Origin of the sequence: Polaromonas sp. CT11-55 (assembly GCF_047303325.1) — a bacterium.
In the GTDB taxonomy this organism is placed as follows: domain Bacteria; phylum Pseudomonadota; class Gammaproteobacteria; order Burkholderiales; family Burkholderiaceae_C; genus Polaromonas.
Genome location: NZ_JBKBEX010000003.1, coordinates 1 through 26579, shown reverse-complemented (window position 1 = coordinate 26579; position 26579 = coordinate 1). Strand labels below are relative to the sequence as shown.

Here is a 26579-nt window from a genome sequence, read left to right as displayed (position 1 = left end):
ATGGACAGAGACAAGATCCTGCTAACCCCCGGACCACTCACAACAACGCTACGCACCAAGCTCGCGATGCTGAAAGACTGGGGTTCCTGGGACAGCGATTTCAACGCCGTCACCGCCAGCGTGCGCAAAAGCCTGCTGGCTGTCATCCATGGGCAGGATTCGCATGTCGTGGTGCCGCTGCAGGGTAGCGGCACCTTCAGCGTGGAGGCGGCGGTAGCCACCGTGGTGCCGCGCGACGGCCATGTGCTGGTGATGGACAACGGCGCTTATTGCAAGCGCGCGGCCAAGTTGACCACGCTGATGGGCCGGCGCTGCACCGTCATGCCTTTTGACGAGGCCGCCCAGGTTTCGCCGGCCGCGCTGGATGCCATGCTGGAAGCCGACACCAGCATCACCCACGTGATGCTGATCCACTGCGAGACAGGCGCCGGTGTGCTCAATCCGCTCCAGGAAGTGGCTGACGTCTGCAAGAGCCACGGCAAGGGCCTGCTGGTCGACGCCATGAGCTCTTTCGCCGCGATCGAAATCGACGCGCGCAAGGTGCACTTCGACGCGCTGGTGGCCGCCAGCGGCAAATGCCTGGAGGGCGTGCCCGGCATGGGGTTTGTGTTTATCCGCAAGGCGGTGCTGGAGGGCTGCGCCGGCCGCAGCCAGTCGCTGGCCATGGACTTGCACGACCAGTACGCCTATATGGAAAAAACCACGCAGTGGCGCTTCACGCCGCCCACCCATGTGGTGGTGGCGCTGGCCGAGGCCATCGCGCAGTTTGAGGAGGAAGGCGGCCAGCCCGCGCGCCTGGCGCGCTACGAGAGCAACTACCGCACGCTGGTCACGGGCATGGCGAAACTCGGCTTCAAGCCCTTCCTGGACCCGGCCATCCAGGCGCCCATCATCGTGACCTTCCACGCGCCGGCCGACAACCGCTACGACTTCAAGGCCTTTTATGCCGCCGCGCGAAATCGCGGCTTTGTCCTATACCCCGGCAAGCTGACCCAGGTGGAAACTTTCCGCGTCGGCTGCATAGGCGCCATAGGCGCCAACGAAATGACGCAGGCGGTACAGGCCGTGGCAGGCGCGCTGCAGGACATGGGCATACGCTCCGCGGCCCCCGCTGGTTAAACCCCCTGAACTCTTAAACCCAGCATGAGCCGTGGAACCGGCTTTGCCGGGCCACAGGCGGGCGGCCCCCTCGGGGGGCAGGGAGCTACACGAAGTGAGCGACCGTGGGGGCCTAATGGAATCGGCGAAATGCTTCAGAAGGAAGCTCGCCAAACATTTGCTGATAGTCGTGCGCGAAATGACCAAAATGCCAAAACCCCAAGTGCGTTGCAGCCGCCGTCACAGACGTAGCGGTTTTCAGCGCCTGCCTGGCGGCATTCAGGCGCACGGCGCGCAGATAAGCCAGCGGGCTGATGCCCAGCGCCGTCTGAAAGCCGTTCTGCAGGGTTCTCCTGCTGACGCCGAGCTGCTCGCACAGCGCCAGGACGGTGGGCGGCTGGTCGAGCTGCGCATGCACCAGTTCGCGGGCGCGGCGCGTCAGCGTCCAATGCCCGTGGATGCCCACAGAATCGACGCCGCCCGTCGGCGCCAGAACGCGGCCGAGCTGCTCCATCACGGTGTCGAGCATGGCGGCCTGCACGGCGGGCGACTGCAGCAGCGCCGGGGCCGCCTCCACCGTATCCAGCACCCCAACAAGGCACTGCCTGAGCCCCGCCTGCGCCGCGCCGTCCAGCCGGCGCAAGCCGGCCTGCGCGCCCAGCCGGGCCTGCAGCGCCGGGTCATGTTCGCCGCAACGTCGCCAGGCGGCTTCATCAAGCTCCAGCCCCAGCATCACATGGCGCCGGGACGAGCGGAACTCAAAACCCGACGCACCCGAAAACACATGCAGTGCATCTGCATCACTGGGCGCACCGCAAAACACACTGGGCCCTTGGACCTGCAGCGGCACGCCCAAGGCCAGTGCACCGTCACGGATCTGGCCTGTCTGGTACACCGACTCCCGCAGGCTTTCCACAAAGAGACGCAGGCCCGCGAATTCCAGCTGCCGCACCTCGCCGCCAAAGGCGCCGCGCGAGAGCTGGAGGTAGCTCTGATTCCAGCCCGTGAGCGCTGCAGCCTGCTCGTCCGCATCGGCAAACGACGCGCGGGACAGCAGGGCCGGTGGGGCCGGCTCGGCGGTATCGGAAGGATGTGCCATCGCCGCATTCTTGCAGGATTCGTGCCGCACGCAAGCTACGCTTTGAAACAGTTCGACTTACTTGCGCTCACTTCGCTGGCATCTCTTGCGCATCATTTGCCGAAATGGGATTTCAGCGCGCCGGCCCGCACCCTAGGATGCAAGTCGGCCCCACCGGGCCGTCCATCCAACAATCTTTAGCCTAGGGAGCCACCATGTCAGAACGTTCCGGCGTCCAGTACGCGAAAGTCGACGGCAGCTACTTTGAAAAGAGGGGGCTGCGCCGCTATGCCGGCGTCTGGTCGCTCTGGGCCCTGGGGGTGGGTGCCGTGATCTCCGGCCACTTCGCGGGCTGGAACCTGGGCCTGGCCAGCGGCTGGGGCAGCATGCTGCTGGCCACCATCATCATTTCGGTGATGTACCTGGGGCTGACTTTTTCGCTGGCCGAAATGTCGCCCGCGCTGCCGCACACCGGCGGCGCCTATTCCTTCGCGCGCACCGCCATGGGGCCCTGGGGCGGCTTCCTGACCGGGCTGGCCGAGAACGTGGAATACGTGCTGACGCCGGCCGTCATCGTGTTTTTCATCGGCAGCTACATGGGCAGCATCTTCGGCACGCCGCCGAGCTGGCAGCCGCTGTGGTGGATAGGCTTTTACGTCGTCTTCATAGGCCTGAACATCGTCGGCGTCGAGCTGTCCTTCAAGATCACGCTGGCCGTCACGCTGCTGGCGCTGGCCTGCCTGGTGGCCTTCTGGGTCAGCGCTTTCCCGCGCATAGACTTCGCGCGCTGGGCCATGAACGTGGGCGCCGGCGGCGCCGTGCTGCCCGAGGGCCGCGGCCCCTTCCTGCCGATGGGATTCGGCGGCGTGCTCGCCGCGCTGCCTTTTGCCGTGTGGCTGTTCCTGGCCATCGAGCAGCTTCCGCTGGCGGCCGAGGAATCGGTGGACCCGCGCCGCGACATGCCGCGCGGCATCATCGCCGGCATCTTCACCCTGATTCTCTCGGCCTTCATGATCCTGTGGCTCAACCCCTCGGTCGCGGGCATAGGCTCTCACGCGCTGAGCACCTCGGCCGAGCCGCTGCTGGACGGCTTCAAGGCGATTTACGGCGGCGGCATTGCCAAGGTACTGGCGCTGGTCGCGGTGCTGGGCCTGGTGGCGAGTTTCCACACCATCATCTTCGCCAAGGGCCGGCAAATCTATTCGCTGAGCCGGGCCGGCTACTTCCCCTCGGCGCTGTCGGTCACCCACGGCAGCCGCAAGACGCCGCACATCGCCATGATCGTGGGTTCCGTGGTCGCGCTGGTCGTGATGTTTGTGCTGTGGTTTTCGCTGGGCGTGGACAAGGGCTCGGCCGTGATAGGCGGCACCTTGCTCAACATGGCGGTGTTCGGCGCCATGTTTTCCTACGTGATGCAGGCGCTGTCCTTCATCCGGCTGCGCAGCAAGCTGCCCAACATGGAACGCCCCTACCGCAGCCCGCTGGGCGTGGCGGGCGCCGTGCTGACCTTGCTGATCGCGCTGGTCACCATTTACTTCCAGCTCAGCGACCCGGTCTACCGCGTCGGCGTGCTCTGGGTCGCGCTGTGGTTCGCCATCGGCGTCAGCTACTTCGCCGTGGCCGGCCGGCACCGCCTGATCCTCTCGCCCGAAGAAGAATTTGCGATCAGCCTGGCTGAAAAAAGCCGGGCTGCCGCCCCTACCTAAACCATAAGGCGTACACACCATGGCCAAAAAAACTCCCACCCCTGCCGCATCCCGCAGCGTGCTGGACTCCCTGCGCAAATCGGGTGCCAACAAGATGAAGGTCGCCGTCAGCGACATCGACGGCGTGCTGCGCGGCAAATACCTGCACAGGGACAAATTCCTGGGCGCGGCCGAACCCTACCCGGCCGGCGGCTTCGGCTTTTGCGACGTGGTGCTGGGCTGGGACATGATGGACAACTGCTACGACAACACCACGGTGACCGGCTGGCAACACGGCTTTCCCGACGCGCTGGCGCGGCTGGACCTTGCCACCCTGCGCCACGTGCCCTGGGACAACAAAGTGCCCTTTGTGCTCGGCGAGTTCGTCAACGCCGACGGCACGCCACATGCCGTCTGCCCGCGCCAGACGCTCAAGCGGGTCCTCAAACGCGCCGAGAAAATGGGCTTCATGCCCATGACGGGCATGGAGTTCGAGTGGTTCAACTTTCTCGAGACGCCGCACAGCTGGGCCGCCAAAAACGGCGTGGGCGCCGAAAAACTCACGCCCGGCATGTTCGGTTATTCGCTGCTGCGCATGAACCAGAACCAGGGCTTTTTTAACGCCATCATGGACGAGATGCTGGCCTTCGGCATCCCCATCGAGGGCCTGCACACCGAAACCGGCCCCGGCGTCTACGAAGTCGCCATCGCTTTCAGCGAAGCGCTGGAGCAGGCCGACCGCGCCATCCTGTTCAAGACCGGCACCAAGGAGATCGGCTCGCGCTTCGGCATCATGCCCAGCTTCATGGCCAAACCCCACCAGCAGCTGCCCGGCTGCAGCGGCCATATCCACCAAAGCCTGTCCGACGGCAAGAACAACCTGTTCTACGACGCAAAGAACCCGCGCAAGATGAGCAAGCTGTTCGAAAGCTATATCGCCGGCCAAGTCGCCTGCATGATGGAGTTCGGCCCCATGATCTGGCCCACCATCAACAGCTACAAGCGCCTGGTCGACGGTTTCTGGGCGCCGGTGAAGCCGACCTGGGGGATGGACAACCGCACCGCGAGCTTTCGTGTGATCGCCGGCAGCCCCAAAGCCACCCGACTGGAGACCCGCTGCCCGGGCGCCGACGTGAACCCCTACCTGGCCATGGCGGCGGTGATCGCGGCCGGCCTGCACGGCGTCGAAAAAGGTCTGAAGCTGGGCGCGCCTATCACCGGCACCAATGCCGGGGCCGAGCACATCCCGCGCGCGCCGCGCACTCTGATAGAAACCACGCGGATTTTCCAGAAATCGGCCATCGCGCGCGACTGGCTGGGCGATACTTTCGTGGATCACTTCGCGGCCACGCGCGAGTGGGAGTGGCGGCAATGGCTGGACGCCGTGACCGACTGGGAAATGAAACGCTATTTCGAGATCATCTGATTGAACCATTCGAACCCCCCGATGCAGATTCGCCGCCTTGAAGTCCCCGACGCGCCGGTGTACCGGGAACTGCGCCTGCGCGGCCTGCGCGAGCACCCCGACGCCTTCACCTCCAGCTTTGAGGAAGAAAACCTGCGCCCGCCGGCCGACACCGAAAAGCGCCTGTCGCCCGCGTCGGACACCACCATGTGGGGCGCTTTTGTGGGCGGCACGCTGGCCGGTGTGGTCGGCATGACGCGCGAGACGCGCCTGAAAAACCGCCACAAGGCCACCCTGGTCGCGATGTATGTCGCGCCCGAGTACAGCGGCCAGGGGCTGGGCCTGGCCCTGGTCAACACCGTGGTGCAGGCCGCCAAAGCCGCGGGCGTGGAACTGCTGGTGCTGACCGTGACCGAGGGCAACAAGCAGGCCGCGGGCCTCTATGCCCGCGCCGGCTTCGCGCCCTTCGGCATAGAACCCGACGCCATACGCGTGAACGGCGTACCGTTCGGCAAACAGCATATGTACCTGCAACTGCCCAGTGCCACGCCGGCCAACTGATTCTTACAGCCACCCCAAAGAAGACAACCCCATGAGCATCACCAACTTCTCCTTCCCCACCGCCATCCGTTTCGGCGCCGGCGCGCGCAAGCAGGTCGCCGAAGCCCTGCTGGCCGCCGGCTGCAAACGCCCGCTGATCGTGACCGACAAGGCGCTGGCCGCGCTGCCGGTGCTGGCCGAGTTCAAGACCCACCTTGCCGGCCTGGACGTGGCCGTGTTCTCGGGCGTCTTCGGCAACCCGACCTGCAGCCAGGTCATGGACGGCGCCGCGGCCTATAAAGCCCACAAGGCCGACTGCGTGATCGGCTTCGGCGGCGGCGCGGCGCTGGACGTGGCCAAGGTCGTGGGCATCGCCGCCACGCACGAGGGCGACATCCTCGAATACGTCTGGGACCACCCCCAGGTGCGGCCCATCGTCAACGAGCTGCCCTACTTCGTGGCCCTGCCCACCACCTCGGGCACAGGCTCAGAAGTCGGCCGCTCCTCGGTCGTGAGCGAAAACGACACGCACTTGAAGCGCGTGGTCTTCAGCCCCAAGATCCTGGCCAAGGTGGTGTTCGCCGACCCGGAACTCACGCTGGGCCTGCCGCCGCATGTGACGGCCGCCACCGGCATGGACGCGCTCACCCACAACATCGAGAGCTATCTCTCGCCGGCCTACCACCCGCTGTGCGACGGCATCGCGCTCGAGGGCACGCGCATCGCGGCGCATGCGCTGCTCAAGGCCGTCAAGGAGCCTTCCAACCTGCAGGCGCGCAGCGACATGATGATGGCCTCCATGATGGGCGCCATCGCCTTCCAGAAAGACCTGGGCGCGGTGCACTCCTGCGCGCATGCGCTGGGCGCCGTCTGCGACCTGCACCACGGCCTGGCCAATGCGCTGATGATTGACACCGTGCTGGCCTGGAACTACGAGTCGGCCCCCGCCAAGTTCGACGAACTGGCCCATGTCTGCGGCGTGGCCGGCGGCGGCAAGGCCCTGGTGCCCTGGCTTAAACAGCTCAAGGAAAGCGTGGGCATCACCGGCCCGCTGTCGGCCCATGGCGTCAAGCGCGAACAGCTGCCGCGCCTGGTCGAAATCGCCACGGCCGATATCTGCCACCAGACCAATCCGCGGCCTTGCAAGGCCGAGGACTTTCAACGACTGTTTGAGGCCGCATTGTGATCGCCGCCAGTCGTCTCAAGATCGGTTTGTCTGCGTGTTTTTCGCACGCCGATCCGACACGCTCTTATTTCACCGGCAAGACGCTGCAATACGTCGAGCAGTCGATCGCGCACTGGGTCATGTCCTCGGGCGCCATGGTGGTCATGGTGCCTTGCCCCACGGGCAGCACGCAGCGCGGCGACGTGACCTATGAGCACTATGCGCAGTGGCTGGACGGCCTGGTGCTGCACGGCGGCGCCGACGTCTGGCCGGGCAGCTACGGCGAGGAGCCGCTGGACGAAAAATGGTCGGGCGACCGCATCCGCGACGAATACGACAAGGCCCTGGTGGCCGCGTTCGAGAAAGCCGGCAAGCCGGTCTTCGGCGTCTGCCGCGGCCTGCAGCTGCTCAACGTCGCCTTCGGCGGCACGCTCTACCAGGACATCAACACCCAGGTGCCCGAGTCTTTTGTGCACCGCGACGCCGCGACCTACGACCTGAATTTCCACAGCGTCAACATCGTCCAGGGCTCCAGGCTGTCGGCGCTGTATCCCGGCGTGGAACGCGTGCGCGTCAACAGCATCCACCACCAGGGCATCAAAGACCTGTCGCCCGAGTTCGAGGCCGAAGCCTTCAGCGTGGACGACGGCATCGTCGAAGCCATACGCCGCAAGGACAAGAGCAAGAGCTATATCGCCGCCACCCAGTGGCACCCCGAATTCCACAAACCCGGCTCCGACACGATTGACGACGCCGCCGTGCTCGACGATTTCCTCACCGCCGTGGCCGCCGCCAAACACAAGGCAAAACAAGCATGAACACACTCACCGTCCACAACCCCGCCACCGGCGCGCAGATCGCCGAATTGCCCGCCGACGACGCGGCTTCCGTCGCCGCCAAGGCCAGGCGCGCCCGCGCCGCGCAGCCCGCCTGGGCGGCCGTGCCCATGGCCGAGCGCAAGGCCTGCATCACGCGCTTTCGCGCCGGCATCGTCGCCGAGCTCGACGCGCTGGCCGCCGTCATGACGCGCGAGACCGGCAAGCCGCTGAAGATGTCGCGCAACGAGCTCAACGGCCTGCTGGGGCGCATCGACTTCTTCCTCGCGGAAGTGGGCGGCGCCACCGGCACGCAGACCGTGTTCAACGAGGGCGGCATGACCGAGCAGATCGAGCACACGCCGCTGGGCGTGGTCGCCAATATCTCCGCCTGGAACTACCCCTGGTTTGTGGGCGGCAATGTCTTCATCCCGGCGCTGCTCACGGGCAACGCGGTGCTCTACAAACCCTCGGAGTACGCCGCGATGTCGGGCCTGGCCATGGCGCGCCTGCTGCATGCGGCCGGCGTGCCGCAGGACGTGTTCATCCCGCTGATAGGCGGTGGCGCGGTGGGCGCGGCGCTGATGGAGCAAAAGATTGACGGCCTGTTCTTCACCGGCTCGCACGCCACCGGCGCAAAAATCGCGCAGGCACTGGGCCCGCGCCTGGTAAAACTGCAGCTCGAACTCGGCGGCAAGGACCCGACCTATGTCAGCGAAGACGCCAACGTGAAGAACGCGGCCGAATCGCTGGCCGACGGCGCGATGTACAACACCGGCCAGAGCTGCTGCTCGGTCGAGCGCATCTATGTGCACGAGAAGATTTACGACGCCTTTGTCACCGCCTTCCTGGAAACGGTGAAGACCTTCAAGACCGGCGACCCCATGAGCGAAGACACCTACATAGGCGCGATCACGCGCGCGCCGCAGCTGGACGTACTCGACGCCCAGGTGGCGGACGCCAAGGCCAAGGGCGCCACCTTGCTGGCCGGCGGCAAGCGCGGGGCAGGCCCGGGCAACTGGTACGAGCCTACGGTGTTCGGCAACGTCAACCACAGCATGGAGTTGATGCGCGAGGAAAGCTTCGGCCCCCTCATCGGCATACAGAAGGTTTCTGGCGATGCCGAGGCGGTCAAGCTCATGAACGACACGCGCTACGGCCTGACGGCCGGCATGTTCACGCCCGACGAGGCGCGCGCCAAAGCCCTGCTGGCCCAGGTCAGTGCCGGCAGCGTCTACTGGAACTGCTGCGACCGCGTGAGCCCGCGCCTGCCCTGGAGCGGCTATGGCGATTCGGGCGTGGGCCTGACCTTGTCGACTTATGGCATCCAGACCTTCACCCGACCCAAAGCCTGGCATTTGCGCCAGGCCTGAATCCATGAAGCTCACCCTTTTCGACCTGGACCACACCGTGCTCAACGGTGACAGCGACGTGCTGTGGTGCGATTTCCTGATCGAGAAGGGCTTGCTGGGCAAAACCGAATTCACCGCGCGCAACGCCGACATGGCGGCGCGCTACAAGGCCGGCACCGTCGGGCTGAAAGAGTTCGCCGACTTTTACGTGGGCACGCTGGCCGGCCGCACCGTGCAGCAGTGGGAGCCGCTGCGCCAGGAATTCCTGGCCAAATGGATAGTGCCGCGCATCACGCCGGCCGCCGTCGCGCTCGTCGACAAACACCTGGAGGCGGGTGACCTGGTCGTCATGACCACGGCCACCAACCGCTTCATCACCGAGCTCACGGCCATCTACTTCGACATCGAGCACCTGATCGCCACCGAACCCGAGATGCGCGGCGACCTGTTCACCGGCAGCACCACCGGCGTGCTCAATATGCGCGAAGGCAAGGTCGAGCGCCTGCACGCCTGGCTCACGGCGCGCGGCCTGCGCTTCAAGGACTGCAAGAGCACGGCCTATAGCGACTCCATCAACGACCTGCCGCTGCTGGAAGCGGTCAAGCACCCGGTCACGGTGAATGCCGACGCGACGCTGGCAGCCATAGGCGGCGAGCGCGGCTGGCCGGCATTGCAATTGCATTGAACGCGGCGCCGGGCCCATCGCAAGTCCGTTAACGGCCAGCAGGGCCAGGCCATCGCGGGCAGAATGGCAACCTCATCCGGCTTGCCCCTATGCACCCTCCACTTCCTCTTTCCTTCCAACGCCTGGCCTGGTCCAACCTCGCGGCCCAATCGGCCGAACAGCTGAGCCTGGCGGCGGTGCCGCTGGTTGCGGTGCTGATGCTGGGCGCGGGGCCCGGCGAAATCGGCCTGCTGGCGGCGCTGCAGACCCTGCCTTTTCTGCTGCTGGCGATTCCGCTGGGTTTGCTGGCCGACCGTGTCTCGCGCTGCCGCCTGATGGTGGCGGCCGAGACCCTGCGCGCGCTGTCCCTGGTAGCGCTGCTGGTCATGGTGCTGTCGGGCCAGCTCTCGATCGCGGGGCTGGCGCTGCTGGGTTTTATCGGTGCCGTGGGCACCGTCTGCTTCAGCGTGGCGGCGCCGGCCCTGGTGCCCGCCATCGTGCCGCGCACGCTGCTGGCGCGCGCCAACGGCCGGCTGGAACTGGCGCGCAGCATGGCTTTCGCGGCCGGGCCGGCGCTGGCCGGGGCGCTGGTCGCCTGGGCCGGCGCGTCCTCGGCCTTTGTGCTGGCGACCCTGCTATCCGGCGCGGCCGTGGCCCTGCTGCTGCAACTGGCCGAGCCGGCGCGCGCACCCACCGCGAGGCGCCATGCGCTGCTCGAGATCCGCGACGGCGCGCAGTTTGTCTGGCACCAGACCTATTTGCGGCCCATGGTGATTGCCGGCACAGTCTGGAACATCTCCTGGTTTGTGCTGCAGGCCGCCTACGTGCCCTACGCGGTGCGTGTGCTGGGCCTGACGGCGCAGGGCGTGGGCATCACGCTGGGGGCTTATGGAGCCGGCATGGTGGTGGGCGCGCTGCTGTCGCCGCGTGTGGTGGCGGCCATGCCTTTTGGCCGCGCCATCCAGCTCGGCCCGGCCGTGTCCGTGCTGGCCGCCGCGACCATGGCGGCCACGCTGTTTGTTCCCAGCGGCCTGCTCGCGGGCACGGCGTTTTTCCTGTTCGGTGTCGGGCCTATTGTCTGGACCATCACTTCCACCACCTTGCGCCAGAGCGTCACGCCGCATGCCATGCTGGGCCGGGTCTCGGCCGTGTTCCTGGCCGTCAATGCCGGCTCGCGCCCCCTGGGTGCGGCGCTGGGCGGTGTGGTGGGCGCGTCCATGGGCGAAGCCGCCTGCCTGTGGCTGGCGCTGGCCGGCTTTGTGATGCAGGCAGCGGTGATTTTTGCGTCGCAGCTGCACGCGCTGCGGCAACTGCCCGAGCCGGTGGCCTGAAAGGCAACAACGCCTGCGGTTTTTAGAGCCGCTCACAAAACCCAGCGAAGCGGTCCTGGCTAGGCGCGCCGCCGCAGACAGTGCTACAGCACGGCAAGGCGGCTGCAACAACGCCAGGAGGGTTTTTGAGTGGCTCTTACTCGGCCGTCAGGTGCTTGCCGACAATCCCGGCCAATTCAAACATGGTGACCTGCGGCTTGCCGAACACCGGCAGCAGCTTGGCGTCGGCATTGATGGCGCGCTTGTTGGCCGCGTCCTGCAGGCCCTCGGCCTTGATGTAGTCCCAGAGCTTTTTGATGACCTGGGTGCGCGCCACCGGTTCGGCGCCTATCACCGCGGCCAGCGCGTCGCTGGGCTTGAGGCCCGCGCCCGGCTTGGCGACGCGCGGCGTTTTGGGCTTGGCGGTTTTGGCTGCGGGCGCCTTTTTGGCCGCGGCTTTTTTCGCGGCTGGTGCTTTCGCCGCCTTGGCCGCGACAGTCTTCCCGAAGGGCGTTTTCACCGTGCCGGTCTTGGCGGCCGCCGGCTTGCGTGGCGGGAACTTGGAGGGTGCAAATTCAAAGTTCACCTTGTCGGCCTCCTTGTCCCAGGCCAGCATGGCCTTGAAGGGGCGGCGCGTGCGCATGGAAACAAACTTGTCGAGCAGGTCGGTCTTGCCGGTTTCCAGCAGCTTGTGCATCTGCTCGCGCTCTATGGGCTGCTGCAGGATGACCTGGCCGGTCTTGAAGGTGCAGCTGGGTGTCGGCTGCGCCAGCGTGGGCACCGATTTTTCACAGACGTAGTTCTTGCCGAACTCGAACACGCGCGAGGCGCAGCGCGGGCAGGGGCCCAGCGACTGCTGGCCGGCGAAGTCGACGATCTCGCCGGTTTCGGCATTCTTGTCATCGCCGAAGTCGAACTCGAGCTTGTAGTTCTTCGTCTCTTCGTCGAACTTGATCACCATCTCGGCGGTGAAAGGCCAGCCGGCCTTGGAACGGAAGCCGTCCAGCGGGCCGATTTTTTTGTCGCGCAGGAACTGCTCGACCTCGGCCACCTCGAAGGTGCGGCCGGCCGGCGTCTTGCCGAAGCTGAAGCCGCAGCCGCTTGTCTCTCCATCTTTGCCGGTCTTGCCCGTGCAGGTGTAGCGCCGGTAGTTTTCCTTCATGACGCCGCCGCAATTGGGGCAGGGCGCGGACAGCGTGGCGTAGTCGCCGGGAATCGTGTCCTTGTCGTAGCCCTTGGCCTTGTTGACCAGGTTTTCCGTCATGGCGGCGATCTCGGCCATGAATGTTTCGCGGCTCAGCTTGCCGTGCTCCATCTGCGCGAGCTTGTGCTCCCATTCGCCGGTCAGCTCGGCCTTGGAGAGTTCCTCCACGCCCAGGCCGCGCAGCAGGGTCATGAGCTGGAAGGCCTTGGCCGTGGGGATCAGCTCGCGGCCTTCGCGCAGCATGTATTTCTCGGCGATCAGGCCTTCAATCGTGGCGGCGCGCGTGGCCGGCGTGCCCAGGCCTTTTTCCTGCATGGCTTCGCGCAGCTCGTCGTCGTCAATCGTCTTGCCGGCGCCTTCCATGGCGCCCAGCAAGGTGGCTTCCGAATAGCGCGCGGGCGGCCGGGTCTTCAGGCCCTTGGCCTCGACCACCTCGGCGCGCACCATCTCGCCGGGCTTGACCGGCACCAGGCTCTGGCCCTTGTCGCCGTCCTTGGCGTCGGCCACCTCGTCGGCCGCTTCCTTGCCGTAAATCGCGAGCCAGCCCGGCTTGACCAGCACCTTGCCCTCGGTCTTGAAGCTGTGGCCCACGGCCTGCGAGATGCGCGTGGTCACAAGGTATTCGGCGCTCGGGAAGAACACCGCCATGAAGCGGCGCACAACCAGGTCGTAGAGTTTCTGCTCGGCTTCGCTCAGGCCGCTGGGCGCCTGCAGCGTCGGGATGATGGCGAAGTGGTCGCTGACCTTGGCGTTGTCGAAGATACGCTTGCTGGGCTTGATGTAGCCGCCCTTGAGCGCGGTCGCCGCATGCGGCGCCAGGTGTTTCATGCCGCTGTCCGCCAGCATCTCAAAAGTCTGCTTGACCACCGGCAGGTAGTCTTCCGGCAGCGCGCGCGAATCGGTACGCGGGTAGGTCAGGGCCTTGTGGCGTTCATACAGGCTTTGCGCAATCGCCAGCGTGGTCTTGGCCGAGAAGCCGAACTTGCCGTTGGCCTCGCGCTGCAAAGAGGTCAAGTCGAACAGCAGGCCGGCCGCCTGCGTGGTGGGCTTGCTTTCTTCCGTCACCGTGGCGGCCTTGCCGCGTACGGCCTCGGCGATCGCCAGCGCCTCGCGCTCGGACCAGACGCGGTCGGCCTTCAGTTCGGGGTCGGGCTCGGCGCCCTCGCCGTTGGCGGCATTGGCCGCGGCTTTTTTCCATTTCGGGTCGAACCACTTGGCCGGGTATTCGCCGGCCTCGGCCAGGAAGGTCGCGTGGATTTCCCAGTAGTCGCGGCTCACGAACTTGCGGATTTTTTCCTCGCGCTCCACCACCACCGACAGCGTCGGCGTCTGCACGCGGCCCACGGTGGTCAAAAAGAAACCGCCGTCGCGCGAGTTGAAGGCCGTCATGGCGCGCGTGCCGTTGATGCCGACCATCCAGTCGGCCTCCGAGCGGGACCGCGCCGCGTCGGCCAGGCCCTGCATCTGCTTTTCGCTGCGCAGGCTGTCAAAGCCTTCGCGTATCGCGGCCGGCGTCATGGACTGCAGCCACAGGCGCTTGACCGGCAGCTTGCTGCCCGCGTACTGCTGGATCAGCCGGAAGATCAGCTCGCCCTCGCGGCCCGCGTCGCAGGCGTTGACGAGCGCGCCCACATCCTTGCGCTTGGCCAGCTTGACGATGGCGTTGAGCCGCGTCTTGGTCTTGTCGATGGGCTTGAGCTCGAAGTAGGGCGGGATCACCGGCAGGTTGGCAAAACTCCATTTACCGCGCTTGACGTCGAACTCCTCGGGCGCCTGGATCTCGACCAGGTGGCCGACGGCCGAGGTCACCAGCCATTCGTCGCTCTCGAAATATTCATCGTGTTTTTCGAACTTGCCCGCCGTCGGCGTGATGGCGCGGACGATGTCCTGCGCCACCGAGGGCTTTTCTGCAATCACCAGGGTTTTCATAAGTACTTCTTCAAACCTTCTACATCTTCAGGGAACATTTCCCCGCTTTCCGCGAATACGACTTTGCCTTCACGGCCGTCCGCCGACACCTTGAGCACCACCACCACGGGCAGGCCCGCCGGCTTGGGCAGGCGTTTGGCGACTTCCGGCGTCAGCATCCCGGCGGGGAAACTGTAGCCCTTGGCCTTCATATAGGCCGCGGCGGCGGCCGGCTGCTTGTCGATGGACAGCGCCAGCACCTCCAGCCCTTTGGCCTTCTGGGCCCGCCACAGCGCTTCTATATGGGGCGATTGCACCGCGCAAAAAGGGCACCAGCTGGCCCACCAGTACACCACAAGCGTCTTTCCGCCCACATCAGCGGGCTTCCAGGCGCTGCCATCCAGCAGCACAACTGGCGGCAACGCCAGGTTGCTGCCGGGCTTGGGCAGGGGGCTTTCCCCGTCCTTGGCCCACGCCGGCAGGCCCAGCCCGGCCATAAGGGCGGCGGTCGTCTGCAGCAGGTTTCGGCGCTTGAACATGAGGGGCTCCAGGGGTGCGTCACGATGCATCACTACAATAGCGGCTTCTCGCGCATGTACGCGCGCGGGTGCGCACGCATACGCGCGCACGCGCACATGCATGAATTAACCATACCAAAAAAATATCCCGTGTCAAAAAACCAGGCCAACGCGCCCATCGCGCCCCTTTCTTCCACGCCCCCCGCGCCGGCGCCCGCCGCCGACGGCCGGCGTATCCAGACACGGCGCTCCGGCGTGCACGGCAAAGGTGTTTTCGCCGTGCAGGACCTGGCCGAGGGCGAGACCCTGATCGAATATGTGGGCGAGGTCATCAACTGGAAGGAAGCGCTGCGCCGCCACCCGCACGACCCCAAGGACCCCAACCACACCTTCTACTTCCACATCGACGAAGACCATGTGATTGACGCCAAGCACGGCGGCAATTCTTCGCGCTGGATCAACCACAGCTGCAAGCCCAACTGCGAAGCCGACGAAGTGGACGGCCGGGTCTTCATCAAGGCGCTGCGCAACATCAAGGCCGGCGAAGAGCTGTTTTACGACTACGGCCTGATCATCGACGCGCCCTACACCAAGAAGCTGCTGGCCGAATACCCCTGCTGGTGCGGCGCCAAGAACTGCCGCGGCACCCTGCTGGCGCCCAAGGACGAGGACAAGAAAAAAGCCAAGGGCAAGAAAAAGTCCGCCAAAAAGGCCGAGAAAAAGTCCGAAAAAAAAGCCGAGGCCAAAGCCGACAAGAAGAAGTCGGAAAAAAAGGCTGACAAGAAAGCCGACAAAAAGCCCAAGAAGAAAAAGAAGGACTGAGCCGGTCTTTCAGCCGCCCCAGGACCGGCCCCGCCGCCGGCCAGGCCCTCCCTGAGCTTTTCATGAGCATCCCCTCACCAACCCCCATACGCTGGCCCGCCGAGGCCCTCTGGGAGGCCCTGGCGCCCTCGCTGCCGGGCTTTACGGTCGAGGTCCTGCCCGAGATCGACTCCAGCAACACCGAACTGATGCGCCGCTTCCGTGGCAGCCCCGGCGTGGAGCCCCGGCCCGAGCCGCTGCTGCTGGTGGCCGAGCAGCAGACCGCCGGGCGCGGCCGCCTGGGCCGCCAGTGGCAAAGCCGGCGCGGCGACAGCCTGACCTTCTCGCTAGGGCTGCCGCTGGCGCCCACCGACTGGTCGGGCCTGTCGCTGGTGGCCGGTGTCAGCGTGGCCGACAGCCTGGAACCCCTCACCCCCTCACAAGGCGGCAAGCCGCGCATAGGCCTTAAATGGCCCAACGACCTCTGGCTGTCCACGCCCCAGGGCGAGCGCAAGCTGGCCGGCATCCTGGTCGAGACCGCGAGCTGGGAAGGCATCCGATATGTGGTCATAGGCATAGGCATCAACATCCGCGCCGTGGCGCTGGACCCGGCAGCACCCACGGCCCCGGCGGCGGCCCTGCCCGCCATCCCGCCCGGCGGCCTGCAGGAGCTGCTGCCCGAACTCGACGCGCCGGCCGTGCTGCTGCGCATCATCCCGCCGCTGGTACAGGCGGTGCAGGCCTTTGAACGCTTCGGTTTCGCGCCCTTCCAGGCGCGTTTCGCCGCGCGCGACGTGCTCGCGGGCCGGGCCGTGCAGCTGTCCGACGGCACCACCGGCACGGCCCACGGCGCCGGCGAAAACGGCGCCCTGCTGGTGCATACTGCGGCTGGCATGAAAGAAATCACCAGTTCCGAAGTCAGCGTGCGGCCCGTGGCGGCACACAACCCGCAAGGCGCGCGCCCATGCTGAGGCTGCTGGTGCTGGCCCTGCTGCTGGCCAATGCCGGCTACTTCGCCTGGACCCACGGCCTGCTGGCCGACTACGGTTTTGCCCCGGCCGTCCAGGCCGAGCCGCAGCGCCTGGGCCAGCAGATCCGGCCCGAGGCCATGCGGGTGCTCACAAGCGCCGAGGCGCGGCAGATCGAAAACGAACCCAGCCCCGCGCCCGCCGCGGTGCAGCCCGCCCCCGAATGCCTGCAGGCTGGCCTCTTCAGCCCCGAACAAAGCAGCGCGCTGCGCGCCGGCCTTGAAAGCAGCTTCCCCATCGGCAGCTGGACACTGGAAAGCAGCGTGGAGCCGGGCCGCTGGATTGTCTACATGGGCAAGTACAGCAGCGAGGACACCCTCAACAAAAAGCGCACCGAGCTGCGCGGCCTGGGCGTGTCCTTTGAAGCCTTGGTCAATCCCGCGCTGGGGCCCGGCCTGTCACTGGGCCACTACGCATCGCAGGCCGAGGCCGAACGCGAGCTGGCCAAGGTCGCCACGCGCGGCGTGCGCACCGCCAAAGTGGTGCTGGAGCGGCCCGAATCGCGCGGCCAGCTGCTCAAACTGCCGGCCGCCGACGCGGCGATCAAGGCCAAGCTGGAAGCGCTCAAGCCGCAGCTGGCAGGCAAGCCATTGCAGGCTTGTCAGTAAAACGCTTAGACAGCCTTCCACGCCCTTAGCGGCACACAGGTCTGCAAGCGCGTCACCGCCTGGTCCATCAGCGCCGGATGCAGCTCATGGCCCAGCGAGCGGGCCACGTCCAGGGTTGCGTCGGCGCCCAGCTCCATCAGGTGGTCAAAATCGCTGCGCGTGCGCGCCAGCGGCACGATCTCGTCGTTCTGGCCGTGCAGCAAATGCAGGGTGGTCAGCGCGGGCGCGCGGGCCGGCCAGACCTGGTAGCCACCGCCAAAAGACAGCAGGCGGCCCGCCAGGCCGTCGTGCGCGTCGCTCAGCGCCAGCGCCAGGCTGGCGCCAGCGCCAAAGCCGGCCAGCGCGGTGTCCGACTGCAGCACTTCAAAGCGCTGCTGCTGCGCACGCAGATAAGCGGCCAGTGCTTCCACGCGCGCGGCCAGGGCCGCCGCATCATCCAGCCCGGCCGCCGCGGCGCCGGCGGCATCGGCGTGCGGGCCCGTCAGGCCTTCGGGGATCAGCACGGCGGCCTCGGCAAAAGCACCGCCCAGCAGGTTGCCAAGCTCCAGCATGTCGGCGGCCGAGCCGCCCGCGTCGTGCAGCAGCACAAACAGCTGGCGCGGCGTGGCGCCGGCGGGCAATAGTTCAATGGTGACGGTGTCCAGGGGGTTCATGGCGGAGCGGGGCGGTTGAAGAGGCGGGAAAAAGCACTTGGGGCTTTTGCGGCGGCTTTCAACCACTTTAACCAGCCCGCCCCAGGCCCAATGCCGGCCGCCGCGCCGGCGCCCGCGTTCCTGGGCGAAAATCAGCGCTTTTATGTACGGGACATGCATCCCGGAGACCCGGAAACACACCATGAAAATCGCAAAAGACACCGCCGTCACACTTAGCTACAAGGTGGCGGACGCCCAGGGCAAGCTGGTTGAGCAAAGCAACGCGCCCATGGTTTACCTGCACGGCGGCTACGGCAACACCCTGCCCAAGATCGAAGAAGCGCTGGACGGCAAGGAACCGGGCTTCCAGACCGTGCTGGCGCTGGAGCCGCAGGACGCCTTTGGCCTGCGCGACGAGAGCCTGGTGCAGACCATCCCGCGCACGCAGTTCCCGCCCGGGGTCAAGGTCGGCGGTCAGCTCGAGGGCCGCGGCGAAGACGGCCGCCGCCATGTCTTCAACGTCACCAAGATCAAGGGCGATACCGTCATGCTGGACGGCAACCACCCGCTGGCCGGCAAGGCCCTGCGTTTTACCCTCAAGGTGACCGACGTGCGCGCCGCCTCCGAAGAGGAAATCGCCCACCGCCACGTCCACGGCGAGCACGGCCACCACCATTGAAATTTACAAATCGCCACTGGTCGCCGCCGGGCGACCGGTCGGCGGCTGGTTTCCGGTTTTTACCTCCGCGTTACCCGTAGTTACGGCTAAAAAGCGGCTGTTGTCCTAAAGTGGGTCCTCGCCTACACATCCCCAAGGTGGCCGACCACAGGCCCTGCGCGGAGTGGCGGCTAAGTTCATGGATTAACTTCGGGGGCTCCATGCTGATCAACGCGTTTCTTGTCGAAGACAAGCCGGACATACGCAACACCTTGGTGGAAGCCATGGAAGAAATCGCGCCGCTGCGATTTGTCGGCCACGCCGATTCCGAAACCGGCGCACGACAGTGGTTAGGCTCTCACCAGGACTGGGATCTGGCCATCGTGGACCTCTTCCTGACCGAAGGTTCGGGCTTTGGCGTGCTCAAGGACTGCCAGCACCGCAAACCCAGCCAGAAGGTCGTGGTGCTGACCAGCCACAACCAGGAGAATCTCATGATTCGTTGCCGTGAGTTAGGCGCTGATGAGATTTTTGACAAGTCGCATGATGTGGAGAAGCTGGTGAGGTTTTGTCAGCGGCATGCGGATAGTCTTGATGGGGTTTTGCCCCCGACGCAATAAGAGCCGGGTCTTGCTCCGGCTTTGCACGCTTCTGCCTCCTCATCTTCCTCCTTCCTTTTTTTAGTTCAGCTGGCCGGGTCTCGCCCCGGCGGGCGAGGCACTTTTCTTTGCTTCGCCAAAGAAAAGTACCCAAAAGAAAGGCGACCCGCAGTCTGGGTCCCTCCGCTTCGCTGCGGGCAACCTGCGGTGCTCGAGCCAAGCGGGGTCAAAAACAACTCGCTTCGCTCAAACACGTTTTTGCCCTGGTCCGCTTGTCTCTGCGCTCCTCGGCCCAGCCAGGACGGGGAAGTCCGAAATACCAAAACCAATACCGAACTCCAATACAAACAAGGACACGCCGTGGCGTGTCCTTGTTGTTTCAAGTATTCGAATTTTGTCTTCGGCTGTTTGGTATCTCGGGCCCCTTGTGTCTGCGCCGAGGAGCGCAGGTCCAGACGGATCAGGGCAAAAACGTGTCTGAGCGAAGCGAGTTGTTTTTGACCCCGTCTGGACCGAGCACCACAGGCTGCCCGTAGCGAAGCGCAGGGACGCAGACACCAGGGTCGCCTTTTCTTTTGCTTACTTTTCTTTTGGCGAAGCAAAAGAAAAGTGAGTAGCCGCCGGGCTACCCCCGGCCAGCTGAACTAAGAAGAGCCAGCACCGCCGGAGCAACAAGAACCCCGCCGGCACAGCCAAACCTCAATCCGCTACCGTCACAACATTATTCGCAAACGTGATCCGGTCGCCGACACCCGGCACCAACTGAATAGGCGGTACGTTGGCCAACGTAATCGGATTGGCAACAGTGCCGGTCTGCCCCCGCGGCACAGTCCGCACCACCTGGCTGCCGGGCAGCGGCGCGCCGGTCTTGAGGTGGGCATACATCATGTCCATGGCCTGGATGAAGTAGCGGTGCAGCGGCACCAGGCGCGCGCCATAACCCGGAAACCCCAGGAAGGCGTCGAAGTGCTGGGCGTTGGTGACCTCGATGTAGGAGAGCTTGCTGGCCTGGCCTTCGACCATTTTGTTGAGGCCGAAATACGGCCTTGAGGTCAGTGCCACCGGCACCAGGGTGTCGGAGCGGCCGTGCACGATGAGGGCCGGCTTGCCTTGCAGGTTGGCGGTGCGCAGCACTTGCTGTATGCCTTCGCGCACGCGCAAGCTTGCGGGGCTGTTGCCGGCCACCAGGGCGCGCAGGCACAGTGCGCCCTGGCTGTTGTAGTCCTGAACATTGCCGGCCGATACCGAGGCGGCATCGAGCAGCGGGCCGCCGACGCTGAGGTTGTTGACGATGCTGACGCCTGCCGTGGGCGGCACGCCGTTGCCGGTGCCGAAGGAGGTCGCCAGCGCGGCGGGGGACACCGGTACCGGCACATTGGGTGTGGGCGAGGTGGCCGGGGCCGTGGCGGCGAAGCTGTAGCCGCAGAGGTTGTCCTGCACGCCGAAACGGCCATAGGCATTGGCGTAGGTCAACGCCACCGGTAGCGTGGCGAATGAATAGTGCGAGGCCTGCAGGTCGTTGCTTTCAGGCTGCCAGCCCGCGGCCTGCAGCACCGCCATGGCGCCGGCCGCCTGCTCGGCAGTGGTGTTGCCGTTGACGATGCCCTGGGCCTTGAGCGCGGCGCAGCGGTTCGCGGCAATCGCCGGGTTGATGGTGTTAAACACATTGGTCGCCGGCGAGAGCAGCGCGGCACAGGGCTGCAGCAGATTGGCCAGCGTGGTGTAGTCGTACAGCGGCCGGCCGGTGCCGGCCAGCGTGACGTTGCCGCGCCGCACGCTGAGGCGGTTGTCGGGCACCAGCTGCACCTGCGGCTCGCCGACCGCCACGCCGCTGATCAGCCCGCGCGTGTCCTGCTCGGCCGCGGCCAGCGCCGCGCCCGCGCCGTTGGACACGCTGGAGGCAATCACAATCGTGTTGGCCGGTGTCAGCGTCCGCAGGCGCGAGACGCCGTCGCGCGCCTGCGCGCCATAACGTTCGTTGAGCACATAGTAGGCAAACTCCACCGCCTGCAAGGTAAAGCGGCCCCAGTCTTTTTCGGAGTTCTGCTGCGAGTGCGCATGCTTGACGGCAAAGCGGTTGGGCGTGGCCGCGTTGAAGGCCGTGCGCTCGGCCGGGCTGATGGCGGCCGTGAAGTTGGAGGTGATGCCGGCCGCCACCGCATCGGCGCGCAGGCCGTTCTGCAGATGCACCGTGTTGTTCTGCAGGTCGTGCATGCCGCTGCCGGTGCCCTTGTCGGTATAGGCCACGGCGCAGCCGTTCTTCAAGCCCCATTCGCCGGATGAGCCAATCGCGCCGTAAACGCCGCGCGAGCCGCTGGAGGTGCCGGTGACGATGCAGGCGCTGGCCGGGTTGAAGCTGGCCGGCACCTGCACCATCATGGTCACGTTGTGGCGGCCGCTGCCGTCGTCCGAGTAAGCGATGTATTCGGTGCCGGGAATCTTGCCTTCGCCGGTGGTGGCCACGCCGCGCGCGTCCACATTCGGGCCGTAGAGCGTGCCGTAGCCGCCGGCCGGCGAGATGTCGAGAATCGCGCGGTAGTTGTTGTAGATCGCGATGCGCCGCAGCTCGGCCGGCGTCGGCTTCAAAGGGTCCACCGGTTGCGGCGCCGCGCCGCCCAGCCCGGTCTTGCCCAGACCCGCGGTCAGCAGGTCGTCATTGCCGCCGTCGTACACACCGACGCTGATGGGGCCCAGGTAGGCCGGCTTGGTGTTCTTGGGTTCGCCCGCGCCGCTGCCGCAGCCGGCCAGCAAGGCGGCCGCCGTGAGCAGGCCCAGGCCTGTGGTGATGGTGTTTTGCATCTCGTCCTCCGTGGTGTTGTCCGGCTGCTGCCGCGACCATCATCATCGGGTCAAGCGCGCCTGGCTGCGCGCTTTTGGCGGATTCATTTGTAAGGGTTTTGCCTCTGTCCCCCCCAAGGGCTGCCTGGTGCAGCCATGTCCACAGATATCTCTTGTTTTCAATCTGCGCAAATCTGCGTAATCTGCGGATCAAGAAATTCATCCACAGATTACGCAGATTTACGCAGATGAAGACATCGGGATGTCACTATGCAAAGTCGTGTGACCATCTATGGGGATAGACAAGTCGGGAGTCAATTCTTCTCTTTAATCTGTGTAAATCTGCGTAATCTGCGGATAAACCAGCGGCTGCCGACCCCCTACTTCGCGTCGCTATACACCGTCGCCCGCGACACCCCCATGTGCGCGGCCGCGATCTCCGCGCCGCGGCGTATCTCCAGGTAGCCGGCCTTCTTCAGGTCCTGCACCAGCTGCTTGCGGTCCGCCGGCCGCAGCGAGCGCGCGGTCGTCGCGCGCGCGGCGGCGAATTCGTCTATGCATTGCTGGATGCGGTCGGCATTCGCCGCGTCCAGGGTCTCGGTCACCGCGCTGCTTTCAATCGCGGTGAACTGCCCCATCGCGGCCTGGAAGCCGTTGAACAGGGTCAGATCCACATTGAGGCAGATGGCGGCCACATAGTCGCCCTCTTCATTGCGTATGCCCACCGAGGTGCTCTTGACCTTGCGGCCGTCGGCGAACTGGTTGGCGTAGTTGGCGATCACCGCCGGGTAGTCCGGGTCCTGGATGCGCGCCAGGCCCAGCTCGGTCGCGGGCTGGCCCACGCGCCGGCCGCTTAAATTGTTTTCAATCGCCAGGATGGCGTTCTTTGGGTGCGTGAGGTCGTGCACCACCACCTCGCAAAATGGCGCAAAGGTCTTGCCCAGGCCTTCGGCAATGTTTTTCAGCTCGGCGAGCAGGTGCTTGTTGCTGGGCTTGCTGGCGGGCTGGGGGGGTGCTTTGGGCATGGCGGTGGTTTTCAGAATTCAGACAAATTGTCTGGCTTTGATCGTATCCCAGCGCCCCTGCTTTGGGAGGATATTTGACGATTTATCCAATATTGGATATATTTTCTAAAACATGGACAAACACCTGAAGTCCCCGAAAGCCCCATGCAAGCCCACTACATCGACCCCCGCACCGGCAAACATTACCCCCTGACCGACCGCCGCTGGCGCTCCGACGACGGCAACCCGCTGATGCTGAGCGCGCTGCCCGGCATCAGCCGTGACGACATCGACACCCGCGAGCGCTCGCTCTGGCGCTACCGCGCCGCCCTGCCGCTGGCCATAGACAGCCGCGCCAGCATGGGCGAAGGCTGCACGCCCCTGGTCGAAAAATCCTGGGGCGGGCTCTCGCCCCTGTTCAAGCTCGAATGGTTCAACCCCACCAGCAGCTTCAAGGACCGCGGCGCCAGCGTGATGGTGTCCTTCCTCAAGCAGCTGGGCATAGACCACATCCTCGAAGACAGCTCGGGCAATGGCGGCGCGGCGATCGCGGCTGCGGGCGCGGCGGCCGGCATCCAAGTCAAGATCCTCGCACCCAGCTACACGCCCTTACCCAAGGTCGCGCAGATACGCGCTTTCGGCGCCGAGGTGCAGCTGGTCGAAGGCCCGCGCGAAGAGTCCGAGTACGAGGCGATACGCCAGTCCGAAAACATCTTCTACGCCAGCCACAACTGGCATCCCTTCTTTTTGCAGGGCACCAAGTCCATCGCCTATGAACTCTGGGAAGACCTGGGCTTCAAGGCGCCCGACAACATCATCATCCCGGCCGGTGCCGGCAGCAATGTGCTGGGCTGCCATATCGGCTTCAGCGAGCTGCTGGCTTCGGGCCAGATCAGCAAGCTGCCCAAACTCTTCGCGGCCCAGCCACTCAATTGCTCGCCCATAGACGCGAGCTTCAAGGCCGGCAGCGACGGCCCCGTGGAGCGCGCCGTCAAACCCACCATCGCCGAAGGCACGGCCATCAAGCGGCCGATACGCCTGTCGGAGCTGCTCAAGGCGATTCGCGAATCGGGCGGCGGCACCGTGGCCTTGACCGAAGAGCAGATCGCCGCCGCCGTGCGCCGCCTGGCCGGCATGGGCCTGTATGCCGAGCCCACCAGCTCCTCGGCCGCCGCGGCGCTGGAGGTCTTGCACAGCGCGGGCGCCATCCAGGCGAATGAAACCACGGTGGTGCTGCTGACCGGCACGGGCTTGAAGTCCACGCAGTTCATGACGGAGCTGTTTGGAGGTTAGCTTGTGTCTTACTCCCTCTCCCCCTGGGAGAGGGTTGGGGTGAGGGCCAGCGGCCTTCAAACAATCCCAGCAGACCATCAACCGCCGCCAGCCCTCATCCCCGCCTTCTCCCAGAGGGAGAAGGAGCAAAACCAAAACGCAAGGGAAAACCCCGCCTCCCAAGCCCCAATTCCCCTCATAATTTCCCTGTCTACTAAAGGACTACAAACGCCAGCGCAGGCCCCACCCGCGCGGCGATGACAACACCATTTCCTTGGAGGGAAAGAACCATGATGACTTTGGGATTGAAGGCGCTCGTCGCCCGGTTGGCGCTGGGCATGTTTGTTCTGTTCGCGGGCGGCCAGGCCCTGGCCGCGGGCTCGCTGGCCATCGATTCGCTGCAGGGCGAAAAATACGGCTTCTCTTTTAACCACCCCAGCGTAGACCAAGCCGACGCCCGCGCCATGCGCGAATGCGGCAGCGACTGCGCGGTCGTGCTGCGCTTTGGCGGCGGCCAATGCGGCGCCTATGCCGCCGACCAGGCCAAGGGCTCCAACGCCTACGGCTGGGGCACGGCCGCCAACAGTTCCAACGCCCAGGCTCGCGCCATGTCTGAATGCCGCGAAAGAGGCGGCTCCAGCTGCAAGGTGCGCTCCTGGGGCTGTGATGCCACCAAGACCTCGGTCGAGGCAGCGCCCACTCCCCAGGGCAGCAGCAACAGCAATAACAACAACCCCAGGCCAGCCGCCGGCGGCTTCGCCATGCTGGGCGAATGGCTGGTGGACTACGTCTCGCCGACCGGCTACACCGCCAACGGCAGCCTGCGCGTGACCCAGAGCACCGGCAACGGCAGCTACCGCGGCGTGCTGGTGCTGGCTTTTGTCAACACCGAAGGCATCGCCAAACGCGTGCAGCAGGACGCAGCCATCACCGTGCAAGGCAACACCGTGATCGTCAACGGCAGCAACCCGGTCTACCTGCAGGGCACAGGCATCTACAACGCCGACAACTACACCCTGACCATAGGCAGCAGCAACCTGCTGCGCGGCAATAACTCCGACGCCAAAGGCGTAGGTGGCGCGGTAGTCATCAGCCGAAAATAACGCCCCCACGCTTTTCACTTCGTGTAATGCGCTGCCCCCCGAGGGGGCCGCCCGCCTGCGGTCTGGCAAAGCCTGTCCCGCGGCTCATGCTGGGTTTAAGAGTTCGTTGGCATCACCCAGCGTGGGGCATTTCACCGGGCGGGGGAAAGCGGCAACCCGCCCCGCCGATTTGCGAAAAAAGTCTTAAAAAATCCGCCGCACATCCGCAACAAACCGCCTCAAAGGCCAGCAAACGCAAACGCGCTTTTGCCCCTCTTGAAATTCGCAGGCGAATTCCTAATTCCTCCATCCGGGCGCCGAGCCGCCGGTCCGGCGCCATTCATGACCATGTTCAACCTGAATGGAGGTAATCGCCATGTTTCGATCCCTGTTTCCCTACGACATGTTCGGGGAGATGGACCGCCTGCAACGCGAGATTCAGCAGGCGCTTGATCTGTCTCCCAACATACGCGGCTTCGGCCGCGGCGGCTTTCCCGCCCTCAATATAGGCGGCACGCCGCAGACGGTGGAGGTCTATGCCTTCGCCCCCGGCGTAGACCCCAAAACCCTGGAAATTGACCTGGAGCGCGGCATGCTCACCATCGCCGGCGAGCGCAAGTCCGAGCTGCCCGAGGCCGGCGCGCAGTCCACGCTGCACATCAACGAGCGTTTTGCCGGCAGCTTCCGTCGCGTGATCAGCCTGCCCGAAGATGCCGACCCCGACGCCGTCGAGGCCAGCTTCAAGGACGGCCTGGTCCACATCAGCATCCGGCGCCGCGCGGCCGCACAACCGCGCCGCATCACCATCCACTAAAGACACAGATTGGCAAACAAGGAAAGGAGGCCAACCATGTTCGGCAGCAAATCCACCCAAAGCACTACCAGCACGACCAACACCACCAACCCCGCCGGCAACGGCTACGGCAACGCAGCCCTGCAGAACGACGACCCGTCCACCGAGCTCGCGCGGCAGTCGCAACAGCGAGGCCGGCAGCCCGCGCGTTATGCCAATGCCACGCTCACGCCGCCCGTAGACGTGATCGAAGACAGCACCGGCATCACCCTGTATGCCGACCTTCCCGGCGTGCCCAAGGAGAACCTCAAGCTGCAGGTCGAGGCCGACACCCTGACCATTGAGGCCGACTCCGCCCTGGCCGCGCCCGAAGGCCTGCAGTCCAGCCACACCGAGGTGGGCCTGGGGCGTTTTCACCGCGTCTTCAGCCTCAGCAAGGAGCTGGACACCGAGAACGTGACGGCCGAGCTGGCCCAGGGCGTGCTCAAGCTGCGCATCCCCAAGGCCGCGCACGCGCAGCCGCGGCGTATCAACGTCAAGGTGGCCTGAGCGGGGGGCGGCCTTCCCCCTCCCCCCCGATTC

At 65.4% G+C, this 26579-nt stretch carries 24 protein-coding genes; 18 read left to right on the top strand and 6 right to left on the bottom strand.

The features are described 5' to 3' along the window. Nucleotides 1–1119, top strand: coding sequence for a 2-aminoethylphosphonate--pyruvate transaminase (locus ACEN8I_RS03760; RefSeq protein WP_413326451.1), 1119 nt, complete (start codon nucleotides 1–3; stop codon nucleotides 1117–1119). A gap of 112 nt (nucleotides 1120–1231) precedes the next feature. On the opposite strand, the gene ACEN8I_RS03755 is transcribed toward ACEN8I_RS03760, so the two are convergent. Further along, nucleotides 1232–2197 carry a helix-turn-helix domain-containing protein gene (locus ACEN8I_RS03755; protein WP_413326449.1) on the bottom strand — a complete coding sequence of 322 codons (966 nt, stop codon included), beginning with the start codon at nucleotides 2195–2197 and terminating at the stop codon, nucleotides 1232–1234. A gap of 194 nt (nucleotides 2198–2391) precedes the next feature. On the opposite strand from ACEN8I_RS03755, the gene ACEN8I_RS03750 reads away from it, so the two are divergent. From ACEN8I_RS03750 to ACEN8I_RS03715, 8 genes are all read left to right on the top strand, one after another. Then, complete coding sequence (locus ACEN8I_RS03750) at nucleotides 2392–3882, top strand: amino acid permease (protein WP_413326447.1); 1491 nt, start codon at nucleotides 2392–2394, stop codon at nucleotides 3880–3882. Nucleotides 3883–3901: 19 nt separating this feature from the next. Continuing rightward, a complete protein-coding gene (locus ACEN8I_RS03745; protein WP_413326445.1) occupies nucleotides 3902–5287 on the top strand; it encodes a glutamine synthetase family protein in 1386 nt (461 codons plus the stop codon). Nucleotides 5288–5308: 21 nt separating this feature from the next. Beyond that, a complete protein-coding gene (locus ACEN8I_RS03740; RefSeq protein ID WP_413326443.1) occupies nucleotides 5309–5827 on the top strand; it encodes an N-acetyltransferase family protein in 519 nt (172 codons plus the stop codon). Between the two features lie 31 nt (nucleotides 5828–5858). Beyond that, nucleotides 5859–6992, top strand: a complete 1134-nt coding sequence (locus ACEN8I_RS03735; RefSeq protein WP_413326440.1) for an iron-containing alcohol dehydrogenase — start codon at nucleotides 5859–5861, stop codon at nucleotides 6990–6992. Beyond that, nucleotides 6989–7789 carry a gamma-glutamyl-gamma-aminobutyrate hydrolase family protein gene (locus ACEN8I_RS03730; protein ID WP_413326438.1) on the top strand — a complete coding sequence of 267 codons (801 nt, stop codon included), beginning with the start codon at nucleotides 6989–6991 and terminating at the stop codon, nucleotides 7787–7789. The genes ACEN8I_RS03735 and ACEN8I_RS03730 overlap by 4 nt, the downstream gene beginning before the upstream one ends. Beyond that, on the top strand, nucleotides 7786–9159 hold the full coding sequence (locus tag ACEN8I_RS03725) for an aldehyde dehydrogenase family protein (RefSeq protein ID WP_413326436.1): 1374 nt from the start codon (nucleotides 7786–7788) through the stop codon (nucleotides 9157–9159). The genes ACEN8I_RS03730 and ACEN8I_RS03725 overlap by 4 nt, the downstream gene beginning before the upstream one ends. Before the next feature lie 4 nt (nucleotides 9160–9163). After that, nucleotides 9164–9823: an HAD family hydrolase gene (locus tag ACEN8I_RS03720; protein WP_413326434.1), complete on the top strand. Its 660-nt coding sequence runs from the start codon at nucleotides 9164–9166 to the stop codon at nucleotides 9821–9823. A gap of 89 nt (nucleotides 9824–9912) precedes the next feature. Beyond that, on the top strand, nucleotides 9913–11133 hold the full coding sequence (locus tag ACEN8I_RS03715) for an MFS transporter (RefSeq protein WP_413326432.1): 1221 nt from the start codon (nucleotides 9913–9915) through the stop codon (nucleotides 11131–11133). 136 nt (nucleotides 11134–11269) lie between these two features. Here ACEN8I_RS03715 and ACEN8I_RS03710 read toward each other — a convergent pair whose 3' ends face one another. After that, nucleotides 11270–14245, bottom strand: coding sequence for a DNA topoisomerase III (locus ACEN8I_RS03710; protein WP_413326430.1), 2976 nt, complete (start codon nucleotides 14243–14245; stop codon nucleotides 11270–11272). Further along, a complete protein-coding gene (locus tag ACEN8I_RS03705; RefSeq protein ID WP_413326428.1) occupies nucleotides 14242–14763 on the bottom strand; it encodes a TlpA family protein disulfide reductase in 522 nt (173 codons plus the stop codon). The genes ACEN8I_RS03710 and ACEN8I_RS03705 overlap by 4 nt, the downstream gene beginning before the upstream one ends. Nucleotides 14764–14859: 96 nt before the next feature. On the opposite strand from ACEN8I_RS03705, the gene ACEN8I_RS03700 reads away from it, so the two are divergent. The 3 genes from ACEN8I_RS03700 to ACEN8I_RS03690 all read left to right on the top strand — a co-directional run bounded on the left by ACEN8I_RS03700 (nucleotide 14860) and on the right by ACEN8I_RS03690 (nucleotide 17179). Next, on the top strand, nucleotides 14860–15564 hold the full coding sequence (locus ACEN8I_RS03700) for an SET domain-containing protein (protein ID WP_413327044.1): 705 nt from the start codon (nucleotides 14860–14862) through the stop codon (nucleotides 15562–15564). Between the two features lie 62 nt (nucleotides 15565–15626). After that, complete coding sequence (locus tag ACEN8I_RS03695; protein WP_413326426.1) at nucleotides 15627–16514, top strand: biotin--[acetyl-CoA-carboxylase] ligase; 888 nt, start codon at nucleotides 15627–15629, stop codon at nucleotides 16512–16514. Further along, nucleotides 16508–17179 (top strand): SPOR domain-containing protein, encoded by a 672-nt coding sequence (locus ACEN8I_RS03690; RefSeq protein WP_413326424.1) that lies wholly within the window; start codon nucleotides 16508–16510, stop codon nucleotides 17177–17179. Before ACEN8I_RS03695 ends, ACEN8I_RS03690 begins: the two co-directional genes overlap by 7 nt. 5 nt (nucleotides 17180–17184) lie before the next feature. Here ACEN8I_RS03690 and ypfH read toward each other — a convergent pair whose 3' ends face one another. Then, a complete protein-coding gene (gene ypfH / locus ACEN8I_RS03685; RefSeq protein WP_413326422.1) occupies nucleotides 17185–17832 on the bottom strand; it encodes an esterase in 648 nt (215 codons plus the stop codon). Between the two features lie 181 nt (nucleotides 17833–18013). On the opposite strand from ypfH, the gene ACEN8I_RS03680 reads away from it, so the two are divergent. Both ACEN8I_RS03680 and ACEN8I_RS03675 read left to right on the top strand, forming a co-directional pair. Further along, complete coding sequence (locus ACEN8I_RS03680) at nucleotides 18014–18490, top strand: FKBP-type peptidyl-prolyl cis-trans isomerase (RefSeq protein WP_413326419.1); 477 nt, start codon at nucleotides 18014–18016, stop codon at nucleotides 18488–18490. A 200-nt stretch (nucleotides 18491–18690) separates the two neighbouring features. Further along, entirely contained in the window at nucleotides 18691–19089 is a 399-nt protein-coding gene (locus tag ACEN8I_RS03675; RefSeq protein ID WP_413326417.1) for a response regulator, read from the top strand. A 678-nt stretch (nucleotides 19090–19767) separates the two neighbouring features. Here the strand turns inward: ACEN8I_RS03675 and ACEN8I_RS03670 are convergent. Both ACEN8I_RS03670 and ACEN8I_RS03665 read right to left on the bottom strand, forming a co-directional pair. Continuing rightward, entirely contained in the window at nucleotides 19768–21867 is a 2100-nt protein-coding gene (locus ACEN8I_RS03670; protein ID WP_413326415.1) for a D-(-)-3-hydroxybutyrate oligomer hydrolase, read from the bottom strand. 359 nt (nucleotides 21868–22226) lie between these two features. After that, nucleotides 22227–22871: a transcriptional regulator gene (locus tag ACEN8I_RS03665; protein ID WP_413326413.1), complete on the bottom strand. Its 645-nt coding sequence runs from the start codon at nucleotides 22869–22871 to the stop codon at nucleotides 22227–22229. A 144-nt stretch (nucleotides 22872–23015) separates the two neighbouring features. On the opposite strand from ACEN8I_RS03665, the gene ACEN8I_RS03660 reads away from it, so the two are divergent. The 4 genes from ACEN8I_RS03660 (at nucleotide 23016) to ACEN8I_RS03645 (ending at nucleotide 26546) form a co-directional block, all read left to right on the top strand. Next, nucleotides 23016–24143: a threonine synthase gene (locus ACEN8I_RS03660; RefSeq protein ID WP_413326411.1), complete on the top strand. Its 1128-nt coding sequence runs from the start codon at nucleotides 23016–23018 to the stop codon at nucleotides 24141–24143. 269 nt (nucleotides 24144–24412) lie between these two features. Continuing rightward, on the top strand, nucleotides 24413–25225 hold the full coding sequence (locus ACEN8I_RS03655) for a DUF4189 domain-containing protein (RefSeq protein ID WP_413326409.1): 813 nt from the start codon (nucleotides 24413–24415) through the stop codon (nucleotides 25223–25225). Between the two features lie 355 nt (nucleotides 25226–25580). After that, nucleotides 25581–26018 (top strand): Hsp20/alpha crystallin family protein, encoded by a 438-nt coding sequence (locus ACEN8I_RS03650; protein ID WP_413326407.1) that lies wholly within the window; start codon nucleotides 25581–25583, stop codon nucleotides 26016–26018. A gap of 120 nt (nucleotides 26019–26138) precedes the next feature. After that, nucleotides 26139–26546, top strand: coding sequence for an Hsp20/alpha crystallin family protein (locus tag ACEN8I_RS03645; RefSeq protein WP_413327042.1), 408 nt, complete (start codon nucleotides 26139–26141; stop codon nucleotides 26544–26546). Nucleotides 26547–26579: the final 33 nt, after the last annotated feature.